This is a genomic window from Salinirubrum litoreum (assembly GCF_020567425.1).
Taxonomy (GTDB): domain Archaea; phylum Halobacteriota; class Halobacteria; order Halobacteriales; family Haloferacaceae; genus Salinirubrum; species Salinirubrum litoreum.
Window position 1 is genome coordinate 643607 of the sequence record NZ_JAJCVJ010000001.1, and the last position, 13562, is coordinate 657168.

Here is a 13562-nt window from a genome sequence, read left to right on the forward strand (position 1 = left end):
GGGAGATATGACCATCAGACACGACGGCTTGCAGGTGACGTGGCTCGGCTACGCCACGGTCCGCATCGAGACGCCGACCGGCTTCGTCGCGTACCTCGACCCCGGCCGGTACGGCGTACTCGACGACTACTACGCCCGTGACGCCGACCTCGTCTGCGTCACCCACGACCACCACTACGACTCCGACGCGATCGAGCAGGTGGCCGACGAGGACGCGACGCTCGTGGTCTACGAGAGTGTCGACGCCGACCGCATCGACCGCGACGTGGTGGCTCCCGAGGAACTCGGATTCGCAGTCGAGCGCGTCCCGGACGACGCGCACCTCACGGTCGGCGAGGCCGAAGTGTGGACCGTCCCGGCCCACAACGAAGCCGACGGGCCACACACCCACGACGACGGCAGTCCGCACCACCCGCCGGGGTTCGGCTGTGGCTTCCTGTTGTCGCTCGCGGACCGAACCGTCTTCTGGCCCGGCGACTCGGACGCACTCGACGGCTTCCGGGAACTGGAGGTCTCGTTGTTCCTCGCCAACATCGGCGGCTCGGTCGTGATGGACCGTCACGAGGCCGCCGGCCTCGCGGAGGCGCTTGACCCCGACCTCGTTCTCCCGATCCACTACGACACCTTCGACATGCTCGCCAGCGATTCGGGCGCGTTCGCGGCGGACGTGGCCGGACGCGGCGTGCCGGTCGTACTCGACGAGCGCTCGGCGAACCAGTAGCATCGAGTGGGACAGCGAGGACGACGAAGCTTATCCCCACGCCCGGCGTCTCTCAGGGTGACAGCGACACGCACGGAGAGTGCGGAGCCGACCACGCTCGGCGTGTCGGGAGCGACGACAGTGAGCGACGAGGCAATCGACAGGATACTGCGACGGGTGGCGACGTGGCCCGGTGTCACGATAACGGAACCGGGAGCTACGCCGACGGGAGCGACCCTGCTACCGGAACAGGACGGCGGCGCGAGTACGGTCGAGCCACCGGTGGAAGGGAGTCTGATTCGGATCGACGAGAACGTGGTCGCCGGCGTCCGAGCCGACGGACTGCTCGACGTCCCGGTGGACCGGCGGCTCCGAGACCAACTCCTCACCGAGGGGAGAGCCGACAGACATCCGGTCGCACCGAGCGCGAATCGGGTGAGCTACCGGATCGGCGGCCCGGCAGACGTCTCCGGGGCGATGTGGCTCCTCCGGGTCGTCCACCTCGCACACTGTTGCCGGACTGCTCGTCTCTCGCCGTCGGTCGTGTCGAGACGCACGCGACTGCTCCGTCTCTCGCCGGAACTGGCGAGACTGGTCCACGAGGAGGAACGACTGGTCCACGAGGAGGAACGACTGGTTCGCGAGGAGGAACGCCCGGTCCGCGCCGACGGTGACGCCGAGAGCGGCGACGCGACTACCTCGCCGGGAGCGGCCGACGGTCGGCAGTCGGTGCCGCCACGCCACTTCCGGGACTGACGACCGACGCACTGCTCCCACACTCGGTGTTCCCGGTGTTGCCCACACAGCCGTCGTCGTTGCCAGCAGCACCTCCATCGTCGTTGCCAGCGGTGCCACCGTCGTCGTTCCCGGCAGTGCCGCCGTCGTCGTTGCCGACCGAGAAGTTCGCGGCCGCGCCGATACCGCCACTGAACGCTTCCTGATCCGACAGCGACGCCTGGGTGTAGAAGCCGCCGGCGAAACTCAGCCCGAAGACGAGCGCCGCGAAGGTCAATGCGGCGAGTCGCCGGTCGCTCTCGTTCACCGTTCCTCACCTCCGTCTCCCGACTCGTCCGAGAGGTCCGCGTCGTCACTCGACGCCGGAACCGACTCGGCTGTCTCGTCTGCCACACCGGTCCCGTTCGTCGCTTCGGCCCCGTGGCCCGCCGTCTTCTCCCCGCCGGTCGCTGGCGGGGTCTCGGGCGTCTCGGGCAACCTGACGACCGGTGGTTCGACAGTCGGTAGGGACCCGTCGCCGGCACTGTCCGCTGCCGACGATCCGTCTTCGCCGCCCGGATCCGCCGTCGACCGGGCGACTCGCGTACCTGCAGAGCCGCCGTCGTCCGGTCCCGTGTCGGTCACGGCTCCACCATCGTCATCGTCGGGGCCGTCGCGGTGGGCCACGGTCGACGACGAACTCCCGGCGTCTCCGCCGGCCGCGTAGTAGATCGCACCGCAGATCACGACCCCGGCACCCGACCCGACTGCGGCCGTCACCGTCACGCCGGACGTCTCCTGCAGAGCGATCCACGTCGCGTACACCGCGAAGACTGACAGGATCGCCATCGAGAGTCGGAGGTCCGAGCGCGTGACGGTGTAGGTCGACGCCGTCGGTTCTGTCGACTCGTCGCCCGCGTCTGTCGCCGTCGACTCTGCGGTCGTCCGATCTGCAGTCCCCGACTCGCCGGTGACCGACTCCGCAGTCGTCACGGCCGGCGTGGTCGTCGCATCCGGCGCGGTCGGTGCGTCGGCCGCTTCAGGTGCGGCCGCGACACCTCCCTCGTCACTGGTCGTCTCGCCGCCACCGGTCCCGTCGTTGCCCGCCCGAAGGATCGACCAGGCCTCGTTGACGACCAGCAGTCCGAGCGGCAGTCCGATCAGGAGGAGGAACCCGGTCTGTGTGTTGGCGAACCGGACGACGTAGCCGATCAGCGGGATCACGTAGGTCACCTCGCCGATCACCTGTTCGGGGCGGACGGGCGCTGGATCGGGGTCCTCGTTCGCGTCGCCTTTCGTCGTGTACGCGACCCCCTCCTCGCGCGGGTTCACCTCGACGACGCGGTGGGTCGTCGGCACCTCCGCGTCGCGCTGCATGAAGGTGATCACGTCTCCGCGTTCGATCTGTCTCTGCGTCGCCTCGCTGACGACCACCACGTCACCCGGCGAGATCTCCGGTTCCATGCTCCCCGAGAGCACGACGAAGCTGTGGTCCGCCCCCACGACCGCCGGCATCGAGTAGACGACGAACGGCGCGACGACCGCGATCAGCACGACGACCGCGAGGACGTTCACTACTCCCCCGAGCGTCGGCGACGGCAGTCGACTCGTCGTGCTGTTCGCCTCGGCTCGTGTCACGATACTCCCCTCCGCTTTTCGCGTCTGTCGTGTCCCACTCCTGACTCCCCCGGATGGTGTGGCCGCGCCGACTGCCCGGTCGACGCGCCACCGTCGCCACGGCCTTCGGCCGAGACCCGATTAGCTATTCGTCGGTTAACCCTCGGAAAGAACGGTCCCGGCGGGAGTCCCACTCGGTTAACCGACCGAAACGACTGGTTCCACCCGATAAACCGCGGGTTATCCACCCGACAGCGCGGCGATCTCGGCTCTGCTCTGCTCGGCGGCCGACCGACAGACTCGTCGCTCACTCGCGTCACGGGCCGCCTCCTGCACAGCGCTCGGCCGTGAACCCCACGCCGAAGTCGACCGAGTCGGTCTGGACCGCGTTCGCCGTCTCGGGCGCGAGCGACCACCCGACCGCGACCGACACCGACTCGCCGGGGCGGAGACACGCCGGGCCGGACGACGCCGGATCGAGGACGACGCCGCCGGAGAGTGCCGACGCGACCTCCCGAAGCGACCCCTCGGCGTCCGGCGCGACCAGTGGCTCGCCGGGTTCGCGGGTCCCGTTGCGGGTGCCGAGACCGTCGACGCCGGCGGCACCGCGGTCGTACCAGACCTCGACAGCCAGCGCGTCGGCGAGTTCCCCGCCGTCCTCGCCAGTCGTCGTGTCGCCGGCCGTCGACTCCGGTTCGTTGATCCCGTTCTCGGCGTTGCCGGTGAGCGCCAGCGAGGCGGTGACCTCGGCGGGTCCCGGTTCCCCGGTCGGCACGGTCAGTCGGATGACGAGTGCCCCGGTGTCGCCCGGCAAGAGGTTCGAGAGCGCGACTGCTGGCCCGGCGGGTGCGTCGCCGCCACCGTCCTCGAAGCCGGTGCCGGCGATACGCTCGCCGTTGTAGAGTGCGACCCACTCGACGCGGAGTGTCGGCCCGTTCTGCTGGGTGATCTCGCGCTGGTCGGTGAACGAGACGGCGTCTAATCCGAGTGCACCGCGAGCGACCGAGGCACCACCGTAGAGTCCACCGACACCGGCGACTGCGGCGAGAACTGCCCTGCGTGACGGCGGATCGGGTGTGTCCATACGCCCACCGGCGGAGTCGAACCGCCGCCACGTGGCGCCGTCGACAGCAGGTCCGCGTGAGACCGGAGTCGTCGACGGGTCGCGTGCCCCGGGGGATGTGCCACCGGGAAGCGCCCGCGTGGGTGGTTGTTGGCTGGAAGGGAGGGCCAGCGGACAGTTATTTAATCACTGGCTATCCCGCCCCCAAGATCGGAAATCGACGAGTGTCGGGCGGCCGGCGTTCCGAGACCCGCGTCGACAGCTTCCAGCTTTCGGGGACCACCTGACACGTCACGAGAAGACCACTGTCTGTGGTGCTCGCCACCCCTCTTGTGAGAAACCACTGGGAGAGTCGAATTTTCGAGATGCTGACGTGGGTTGTGAGTTCTCTCATGGCTCGAGATCGTAGATGACGCCGTCTCCGGATTCGAGTCGAATCTCAATGCCGTCGATGTCGCCGCTGTGGTCTTGGTACCAGTCACTGCCAACGGCGAACCGCATCGTCTTCACCTGCATGTCGCGGTAGTTGATTTCGGTCGTCTCCGCGTCCGACACGTAGTCCGACCACTGGAACGAGCCCGTCGACTGGATGTCCGACAGTGTCGCGCCGGTGTCCTGGCCGTAGTAGGGCGGCGGGTTCCCGTCGCTCGTGCCGTAGTCACGTGCAGTGTCGTACCACGTCAGCTGGTTTGACCCACTCTCCGTCCGCCACGTCACCCACTCGTCTGCCGGCGCGTCTGTGTCGAACGAGTCTTCGGGGAGTGCCTGTAGGAGCTTTCCGTAGTACCCCGCGTCCGGGTTTGGGTCGCTGTCGACGGTGGTCCAGATCTCCGCGAAGAACTCCTTGCCGAGCGGCACGCCGCTGTCCCGGCGCGTCCGGTACCGGACCGACTCGATCTCACCGACCGTGAACGGCGGGAGCGGAGCGAAGTCGAAGTAGAACGTCCCGATGTAGAACTGTTCGTAGTTCCCTGGGTCTGGTTCGTCGGAGTTCGTCTGGTCGTCGTCGTCGGTCCAGTAGCCAGATCCGACGGCACCGTCGCCGCTCGCCGACGCGAAGCCGAACTGCTCCGCCTCGTCGCTTCCGAGGGAGACTCGGCGAACGTCGCCCACGCCCGTGTTGTGCCGACACTGCTCGGTGTAGAATCCCATATCGAACGCGACCGAGTCGGTCTGGATCTCGTTCGCGTGGTCGGCCGGGAGCCACCACGCCATCGCGCAGTAGCGCGTGGTGGAGTTCGGGAAGCAGTCGTGACCTTCTGTGGTCGGGTCGGCGTCGAGCAAGAGTCCACCGGTCTCGAGAACGGAGAGTGTCTCCCTGAGTGTTCCGCGGTGGACGAGCGCCTCTTCTTGAGAGGCCATGATTCCACTGTCGGCAGTGTCATGAGTTGCAACGAGTTGTTCAGCGTCTCCTCCGTAGTTTTCTCCAGAAAGCACATTGTCGCCGTCGTCGTGCCAGATGGCGACCTGTATCTCGTCTAGTAGTTCGACCTGTGCGGTCTGGACGTTCGTGGTGAGTTCGTCCGCAGACCCGTGTTCGTCTGCGTCGTCGGCCTCTGGTTCGGTGTGGCCGTGTTCGCCGGCCTGTACTAACTGGCCCGTCATCCAGACGTGACCGGGATTGTTGAACGTGTGCATTCCAAACGTTACTTCACCCATATCCCCTGGCTTCACATCTTGCATCTGGACGAGTGGTTTGCCTCGATAGTCTCTAGTACGGTTCTTCAAATTCTCACCGTCTGAGAGATTAGCGAACTGTTTCCGAAAAGCGTCTTCCAATTGCTGGCCTGAGTAACCGTAGTGAGACGATAACGTGTTGCGGGAGTGGATAGTGTCCTGAATCCCATCATCGTCCGAGTCGGGGTATGCATCGATGGATGTGTTCGCCATGAAGTCGTCGACACATTCCTCGGGTACCGCGATTAGTGGCTCCATAGGGACTGGGAAGCCGACGTAATCTTCCGGGACAAGAGAGGGCTCCCCCTCTGTCATCACCACCTCCCAATCGTCGACACCGTCGCCGTCGATATCGCTATCGCTGTCGTCTTCTGTTGTCTCAAGTGGACCATTCAGTGAACTGTCCGTCAGGTCGTCGTTCTCGTCGTCCGACCAGTCGGAGTAGTGTTCCTGGAAGGCCACCATCATGTCCAACTCGCCCGCGACGAGGCTGTTGTTCTGGAAGGACTCCTCGTCGCTGAAGAACGCCGTCGTGCCGAGGCCGGCACCGACCGACCCGATACCCACGGCTCCGAGGCTTCCGAGGACTTTGCGTCGCGTCAAGCGGAGACCATCGTCTGTCATGTTCGCCAACCCCTCGCGGGAGGACCCACCGGCGGAGTCGAACCGCCGAACGTGTGGCCAGCGTGGGTCGGGTGGTCGGAGGGTAGTGCCTGGTCGAGCGGTCGATCAGCCGTTCTCGGGAGCCTGCGGCGTGCCGCCGTCGTTGTGGCGGCACTGCTCGGTGTAGAAGCCGAGGTCGAAGCTCACGGAGTCCGTCTGGATCTCGTTGGCGTGATCGACCGGGAGCCACCACTCGAAGCCGATGTAGGCGGTCGTCGAGTTGGGGAAGCAATCACGGTCCGGGTCACCCACTGGACCGCCGCCACCGTTGCCGTCGTCACCGTCGACCGGGCAGCAGACGTCGATGTTACTGATTCCTTGACCAGTGGGCGTGGTGAACGTAACTCCGTTTAGGATAACAGGCTGGTCAAAGACGTAGATGTTCTCGCCTTCGTTGCCGCCTTTCACGCTGACAACTCTAACAGGGTTATCCGTCGAGAGCGTGATCGTATCAAGATCACTGTCACCTCTCTGATCGCTGAGTGAGTCGACGGTGAGACCGGCACACGAACTGTAGTCCATACCCGCCTCGAGCATCTCTGCCTCGATGGCCGTTCCGACGAGACTCATCCCGTCGAAGAGCAGATTATCATAGTCTCCACAGTTGAGATTCTTAGGGGCAGGATTGCCAGAGGCGCCGCCGGTCACGAACGACTTGAACGGCTCGTCCTCGGTACTCACGTACAGTCTGTAGCTGTCGCCGTCGCCGTCGGTATCGCCATCAGCGTCAGCGAGGTCGTCCAGTACAGGGGCTGTATCATTACTGCTCCCGCTAGTAGCCGTAGAGGTGGTAGCCGTGACAGGGTTGGCGTCAAGCGGGAACGGGTTGTTCTGTAACTGGAGGAGGACACCACCGAGAGTACCCATCTGGATCGGCGACTCCCCAGGCTGGAGGTAGTTGTCCCCCTCGTCTTCATCCTTGTCACCGAAGTCGGCACCGTAGCCGTTTTCGCCGGTGTCGTACCAGAACGCGACTTGAATCTCGCTGAGCAGTTCGACGTCTGCCGGCGTGGTAGAGTCGGGGTCGCCGTCCTCGTCGGGGTCATTCTGTTCGGGTTCGGTCAAACCGTTCTCGCTTGCGGAGACGAGGTCACCGGTCAACCAGACGTACCCGGGGTTCCCGCACACGTGGAAAGAAAACGTGACTTCACCGAAATCACCTGGTTTCACGTCCGCGATCTGGATCAGTGGGTCGCCAGCTGCAGTGGTCTGGGGGTTCGGGTCACCTCCGGCAGTGTAGCCATCGCCATCATCAGTTGCGACCGCTCCGGTACGGAACGGATGGCTGAGAACACCGTTTCCACCATCGGTATCAGCCGGCAAATTACAGATGTCGCTGTCGTTCGCCGGATCAGTTTTGACTGCATCATAGTCGTCCGCTGTGACGTTTGCCGCGTCCAGAGACGGATCTGCGTCAGGGAACGCCTCAATGACGGTGTTCCGCAGGAACTGGTCCGGGTCGCTGACGAACACCGACTGATTCGTAGGGTCAGCCGCCGATGGAAAGCCGGTCAGTCCGTCACCAGGTTCCATCGCTACCGTGTCGATGCCCTCGGCTTCGTCGTCAGACCAGTCGGAGTAGTGCTCTTGCCAGTCGACCTTGAGGTCCAACTCCCCGGCTGTTAGGGTGTTGTCCTGGAAGTCTTCTCTGTCACTGAAGTACGCAGTCGTGCCGAGTCCCGCACCTGCCGACGCGATCCCGATGGTGCCCAGACCGGCGAGGACTTCGCGTCGTGAGATGTCGAACCCGCTGTTGTTTGCCATAGGGTTGTCACCCGAGGACCCACCGGCGGAATCGAACCGCCGAGGTGTGCAGCCGGCGTGGGTCGGTTTACCGTCTCTTGAAACGGTGTGGTCGGTGTTCGATACTTCTTACTCTGCGGACACGTCGACTGCCCAGCCCTCGTCTCCACCGGGGAAGTCACCCTGCCTGGATACGGAGAGTTCCCCGCTCAGCTCGAAGCTCTCCGAGCCGTCGAGCGCCGTATCGAGAACAAGGTAGTTGAATGCCCGGCCGCCGCCGTCGTCGTCGTTCGTCGCTTGGACGCTCGTCGGGCCGTTGATCGTCTGACTGTTCCCGTCGACTGACAGCGACACGTTCTCGGCGTTGACGGTGGCTTCGTCGGCTTTCGTCTGTACGAGCAACCGCCCGTCGAAGGCGCTGGCAGCCGTGGTCCGCGAAACCGTGGTCGCGCCGACGTTGAACTCCGTGGTACCGTCGCTCGAGTCGTAGCTCAGGCTCCACGGAACGTTGGATAGCGGGAAGCTCCAAGACGCGTCGGTCGTGTCCTCGGACGGAGTGTCACCCGATCCGATGCCGACCTCCCACCCGCCATTGCCGTTCCGGGCACGTGAAGTGATCGCGTTCGGAGTGTCGAAGTCTTCACCATCGTCCCCGTATCCATTGTTCTGGTTTTCCGACTCAGATAGTTTCCCGAACCCGGTCCCGGTCCGTGATGGGATCTCCGGATCTCCAACACCGCCACCCTGGCCGCTCCCGTTGTTGTGGCGGCACTGCTCGGTGTAGAAGCCGAGGTCGAACTGCACAGAGTCGGTCTGGATCTCGTTGGCGTGGTCCAGCGGAAGCCACCAGTCGAACCCGATGTAGTGTGGGGTCGACGCAGAGTAGCAGTTCCGGGCGTCCGCGCTCCCGCCACCTTCTGGTGCCGGGACGTCCCCATCGAGTGGGAAGCCGAGGCTCCCATTCTCGGGGTCGAACTCGTACTGGTTACAGAAGTCTTCGAGCGTGCCACGGAAGAACTCCTGTTCGCCACCTTCGATGACTTCGAAATTGTTCTCGATCTCATCGATGGCATCGGCGATGCTGGTGTCGACGGCGCCCTGATCCGTGCCGCTCTGGACCTGGATCACCTCGTCGCTGATGTCCGTGTGGAACTGCTGCTGTGCGGGACTGAGGTTGCCGAAGGCGACGATCTTGATCTCGACGCCAGCGTTCTTCAGGTTGTCCGCCGCCGCCTGAACGTTGGCCCGTTCGGTCGCGTCCGAGGGTCGGCTGTCCCCGTTGGTGTAGACGACGATCACGTTGTCGTCGTTTTCGTCGTCGGTGTCGTCTGTCACGAGGTCCGCCAGAGCGTTCTCAAGGCCCTCAACGAAATCCTCCGCGCCGAGAGTGCCACCACCAGCGCCTGCCGTGTTGCCGAGCGCAGTGTCTACGTCGTCGGTGTCCGTACTATCTGCCAGTAGCTCCGACGCGCCGGCCTCGGCCATCACTGCGACTGTCTGCTCAACCGTGGTGCCGAGACCGTCGAGGTAGGCGTTCGTCGCTTCTCCGACTTGGATCGCCGCGTCGTCCTTCTCGAACTCCGTCCCCTCCTCAACCAAGTTCTCCTCCATTGTCCCGGAGGTATCGATCAAGTGATAGACGTCGATGGCCTGCGCCCCAGGCTCGTAGATGTTGTCGCCGTCGTCGTACCAGGCGCGTACCTCGATCTGCTCGGCGAGTTCGGGCTCCCCGCCGGGGCCGTCCTCGTCCGGATCGTCCAGTTCTGGCTCGGTGAAGCCGTTCTCGGCCTCCGAGAAGTTGTTGCAGTAGAACCAGACGAACCCTGGATTGTTACACAGGTGGAAGCTCAGGGTGACTTCTCCGAAGTCACCTGGCTTGACGTCGTCGAGAGCGACGACCGGCTCTCCACGGTACTGCTCCGTGCGGAGGTCCGAGTCGAGGAGGTCTGGGGTGTCCGCGTCCTCCTCACAGATGTCGAAGCCCTCCGGAAAGTCCTGAATACCGTCGTCGTTCGTGTCCGGGTACGCGTCGATGGACGTGGCGTCCTTGAACTCCGCGACGGTGTTGTTCGGGAACCTGAGCGATATCGGTTCCGCCAGGTCGTCGGCGTTCGGGCCGGGTGGGAGGTAGATGTCCGCCTCGTCTTGCGGGACACCCATCTCAACCTCCAGGTCGGCCTCGGTGCTTCCGTCACCACCTCGGTTGTTGATCCAGTCGGCGTAGTGTTCCTCGAAGTCGACCTTGAGGTCGAGCGACCCGGCTGTCAAGCTGTTGCCCTCGAAGTCTTCTCGGTCGCTGAAGAATGCTGTCGTGCCCAGTCCAGCCCCCGCGGACGCGACACCTACTGTGCCGAGTGCCGCGAGCGCCTTCCGCCGCGTCAGTTCGATTGGTTGGTCTGACATGGTCAGGTATCCCCGGTAGGGGACGCCCACCGACGGAGTCGAACCGTCCTCCACGGGGTCCGAATCCAACCGGCAGGCGGTCGACGTGACCGCCTGCCCGTCAGCGGAACCGGGAGTCCGAAGTGGGTCCTGACGGCGGCGCACCCCACGCCACCGACACTCACCCCTGACAGGGGAGCCTCCATAACTAATTACCGAGTACTGCCTGAAAACAACTGAATGAGGCCCTGAAACACCGGAATCAGGTGTTCTGAACGCGGCGATGAGGTATCGTCGGGCCCGCCCCCCGCGACTCAACGTGCCGATCCGTCGACGCCCGCCGAGCGTAATTCGCGATGCAGTCGTGGAAAGGCGGTGTTAATTCGCGAGGCAGCGTGCCGCACGACGGCGATTTCGGCCGGTTCGCGGGTACACTGCCCCGTCTGTCCCTCGCGACTCCCGAAAGGCCGGGACTTCAGCGCCAGACGCACCGATTAGTTATCCGGGGGCACGTACTTTATTCCGGCAAGCCGACAGCGAATCGGCGACACGGGGGAACTCATGGGGATACTCAGGAAACGGAATCTCATCGACACGGACATCCACGACATCCTGTGCAACCAGCGGCGTCGTCACGCGCTGAACCACCTCAGACGGCGTCGTGAGACGGTATCGCTCGCCGAACTGGCCGACGCCGTCGCCGAACAGGAGACCGGGCAGGCATCACCGCCCGCCGACCTCCGCCAGAGCGTCTACAACTCGCTCCACCAGACGCACCTGCCGCGACTCGACGCCGAGGGTGTCATCGAGTACGACCCCGACGGGAAGGAGATCAGACTCACGGAGTCGGCCCGCGAGGTGGAGGTCTACATGGAGGTGTTCACGCGCTACGGGGTCACCTGGGCGGAGTACTACCGCCTGCTCGGGACGGTCGGCCTGTGTGTCGTCCTCCTCGCGACACTGGAGATGGGACCGTTCGCGCTCGTGCCGCCCGTCGTCGCGGTCACGTTCTTCCTCGTCCTGCTGGCCGTATCGACCGTCTACCAGCTGGTGACCCGACGACACGTCACCCTCCGACAGCTCTTCGGGTGAGATGTGCACCCTGTTCGTGGTGCGTCTGTTACTGCTGCCCGGGATGCGTACCGGGGCGCCAAAACGGAACGCACTGGTGTTGCTGCTGTACCTCCTCGGCTGTTTCGTGATCGGGAGTACACTCCTCGATTGGTTGGGGTTCATGGAGGTATTCTGACGAGCCCCGTGGTGCAGACGATCGAGATGGGATGCGACCCCGAACGACGAATCTCCTCGCGAGGGAGTGCTGTAGTCTCGAGAACGGGTCATTTCCCCCGAGTCGGCGTGCCACTCGAAGCCGTCCAGACACGTCTCACCACGTCGTGATCCCGAACCGTGTCCGGAGTCGATCTACGGTCCTCGTCAGAGGCACGATCGGCGAGATTCTCACACACGCCGAGCTCCCGATCTACGACCGATGTGCTGTCGAGAGTACCTAAGGAGCAATCTCAGAGCGTTCACACCCTCCTCGTCGCTCCGGCAGTAGTGAGCACAGAGCCGAGTGTGTGCCTACAGCGGCGCGGCAGATGAGTGAACGGTGTGATCGGAAGCGACAGCTGAGACGACATAATCGCCCGACTTCGATGACCTCCGGACGACGTATCGAGTGCGATTTTGCCCTCGTCCCTGCAGGAGAGGGCCGACGCTGCACGGCTCGAATCTTCACACTCGGGTGCCGTCTAGCGGTTTCCGGATCTGGAATCTCCGTTGAACCCGAGTCGGGCCGAACAGCCACCCCCCTAGCCACCACCAAACCGCCAGACGAGAGCGCCCCGACGGGCGTAGACTCCGCGCAGATTCCCTTCGTCGCAAGCGAGCACGTCTTTTCACACACACACCCTCACAGGACCCGCACAGGCCTCACTACCGGGGATTTACCCGGATGTGAACCTCACGAGCGATGGCGAGCCACCTTCTCGACGAGTCTGCACGCTCGAACCGGTGATTCGTCGTGTGTGAACACCGGGGTTGCCCGAGGCCATCTGTTGCTGCGCAGTGGATCAGGCTCTCGGGGGGAGATGTCGTCCGTGGCGGGTCGAAACGTGATCACGCCGTTCTCGAATCACGTGTCGGTAGGTTTCTCGGTGTTCGTTGCAGAACTCACCTGGACGGCGGTCACCGTCCACCAGACTCCGCGCCGATCGGACTCTCGACGCGCTCGCCGTCGGTGTGACGCGACTGGAGTGCCCCGACCTCGAAGCTGAAGTCGACGGAGTCCGTCTGGACTTCGTTGCCGACGTCGTTCGGCAACCGCCACTCGACTCTGATGGCCTGTTCGTCGTCCTCGGTGTACTCGTCGTCACCGTCAGGATCGCAGTCAGTCACGAGTCGTCCGCCGTCGGCGGTCGGCATCGCCGTCGTCAGCAGGTCGTACAGCGAGAGCGGCGTCTCGACCGAATCGACGAAGCCCTGGACGGCCGTGATCTCGACGTGCTGAGCGAGTTCGCCGCCGCCGTCGATGTCGTCGTCTGGCGCGTAGTCGTCGTCCTCCCCGTCGGCATCGGCTTCCGGTTCGGTCACAGAGTTCTCGTCGTTCGCCACAAGCGTCCCGCCGGCGAAGACGTACGCCGGGTTCCCCTCGACGGACGGGACGAACTCGAAGTGACCGCTGTCGCCCGGTTTGAGGTCCTCGACGACGTAGGCACCGGAGACACTCGCTCCGTCTACGGTCACGTTGGTCTTCACGGAGGAGTCGGTATCGGCACCGTCCTGGGATACCGCCCCGTCGAAGGTCACCGCCAGATTCAGATCGCCGGCCTGGACGGCGTTGTCAGTAAACTCCTCGCTGTCGGTGAGGTACGCGACGGTCCCCAGTCCGGCCCCGGCCGCCGAGACGCCGACCGTGCCGAGTACCGTGAGCACTCGCCGACGGGTGAGTCTGATTCGTCGGTCTGTCATCCTGTGTGTGACGCGAGACCCACCGACGGAGTC

General features: G+C 64.4%; 10 protein-coding genes and 1 pseudogene. 3 read left to right on the forward strand and 8 right to left on the reverse strand.

The window, feature by feature from the left end:
• Positions 1-7: 7 nt before the first annotated feature.
• Both LI337_RS03085 and LI337_RS03090 read left to right on the forward strand, forming a co-directional pair.
• Positions 8-721 (forward strand): MBL fold metallo-hydrolase, encoded by a 714-nt coding sequence (locus LI337_RS03085; RefSeq protein WP_227228250.1) that lies wholly within the window; start codon positions 8-10, stop codon positions 719-721.
• A 120-nt stretch (positions 722-841) separates the two neighbouring features.
• Positions 842-1456 (forward strand): luciferase domain-containing protein, encoded by a 615-nt coding sequence (locus tag LI337_RS03090; protein ID WP_227228251.1) that lies wholly within the window; start codon positions 842-844, stop codon positions 1454-1456.
• On the opposite strand, the gene LI337_RS03095 is transcribed toward LI337_RS03090, so the two are convergent.
• The 7 genes and pseudogenes from LI337_RS03095 to LI337_RS20270 all read right to left on the reverse strand — a co-directional run.
• The gene (locus LI337_RS03095) at positions 1395-1742 is read right to left on the reverse strand and encodes a hypothetical protein (protein ID WP_227228252.1); all 348 of its coding nucleotides are present in this window, start codon (positions 1740-1742) and stop codon (positions 1395-1397) included. The genes LI337_RS03090 and LI337_RS03095 overlap by 62 nt on opposite strands.
• On the reverse strand, positions 1739-3052 hold the full coding sequence (locus LI337_RS03100; protein WP_227228253.1) for a signal peptidase I: 1314 nt from the start codon (positions 3050-3052) through the stop codon (positions 1739-1741). Before LI337_RS03100 ends, LI337_RS03095 begins: the two co-directional genes overlap by 4 nt.
• Before the next feature lie 295 nt (positions 3053-3347).
• Positions 3348-4115 carry a hypothetical protein gene (locus LI337_RS03105; protein ID WP_227228254.1) on the reverse strand — a complete coding sequence of 256 codons (768 nt, stop codon included), beginning with the start codon at positions 4113-4115 and terminating at the stop codon, positions 3348-3350.
• A gap of 369 nt (positions 4116-4484) precedes the next feature.
• A complete protein-coding gene (locus tag LI337_RS03110; protein WP_345777724.1) occupies positions 4485-6395 on the reverse strand; it encodes a SipW-dependent-type signal peptide-containing protein in 1911 nt (636 codons plus the stop codon).
• Between the two features lie 105 nt (positions 6396-6500).
• On the reverse strand, positions 6501-8198 hold the full coding sequence (locus LI337_RS03120; RefSeq protein ID WP_227228255.1) for a SipW-dependent-type signal peptide-containing protein: 1698 nt from the start codon (positions 8196-8198) through the stop codon (positions 6501-6503).
• A 108-nt stretch (positions 8199-8306) separates the two neighbouring features.
• Positions 8307-10337, reverse strand: coding sequence for a choice-of-anchor W domain-containing protein (locus tag LI337_RS03125; RefSeq protein WP_425600773.1), 2031 nt, complete (start codon positions 10335-10337; stop codon positions 8307-8309).
• A gap of 60 nt (positions 10338-10397) precedes the next feature.
• A pseudogene (locus LI337_RS20270) lies at positions 10398-10580 on the reverse strand (SipW-dependent-type signal peptide-containing protein); the annotation flags it as partial.
• Positions 10581-11120: 540 nt separating this feature from the next.
• Here LI337_RS20270 and LI337_RS03130 point away from each other — a divergent pair.
• Positions 11121-11651 carry a DUF7344 domain-containing protein gene (locus LI337_RS03130; RefSeq protein WP_227228257.1) on the forward strand — a complete coding sequence of 177 codons (531 nt, stop codon included), beginning with the start codon at positions 11121-11123 and terminating at the stop codon, positions 11649-11651.
• Positions 11652-12746: 1095 nt separating this feature from the next.
• Here LI337_RS03130 and LI337_RS03135 read toward each other — a convergent pair.
• Positions 12747-13529, reverse strand: a complete 783-nt coding sequence (locus LI337_RS03135; protein ID WP_227228258.1) for a SipW-dependent-type signal peptide-containing protein — start codon at positions 13527-13529, stop codon at positions 12747-12749.
• Positions 13530-13562 lie beyond the last annotated feature (33 nt).

What these genes read in the sequence shown, in the direction of transcription:
- LI337_RS03085 (WP_227228250.1), top strand. Translation starts at nt 8, where the DNA reads ATGACCATCAGACACGACGGCTTGCAGGTGACGTGGCTCGGCTACGCC.
- LI337_RS03105 (WP_227228254.1), bottom strand. Translation starts at nt 4,115, where the DNA reads ATGGACACACCCGATCCGCCGTCACGCAGGGCAGTTCTCGCCGCAGTC.
- LI337_RS03110 (WP_345777724.1), bottom strand. Translation starts at nt 6,395, where the DNA reads ATGACAGACGATGGTCTCCGCTTGACGCGACGCAAAGTCCTCGGAAGC.
- LI337_RS03120 (WP_227228255.1), bottom strand. Translation starts at nt 8,198, where the DNA reads ATGGCAAACAACAGCGGGTTCGACATCTCACGACGCGAAGTCCTCGCC.
- LI337_RS03125 (WP_425600773.1), bottom strand. Translation starts at nt 10,337, where the DNA reads ATGGGTGTCCCGCAAGACGAGGCGGACATCTACCTCCCACCCGGCCCG.
- LI337_RS03130 (WP_227228257.1), top strand. Translation starts at nt 11,121, where the DNA reads ATGGGGATACTCAGGAAACGGAATCTCATCGACACGGACATCCACGAC.
- LI337_RS03135 (WP_227228258.1), bottom strand. Translation starts at nt 13,529, where the DNA reads ATGACAGACCGACGAATCAGACTCACCCGTCGGCGAGTGCTCACGGTA.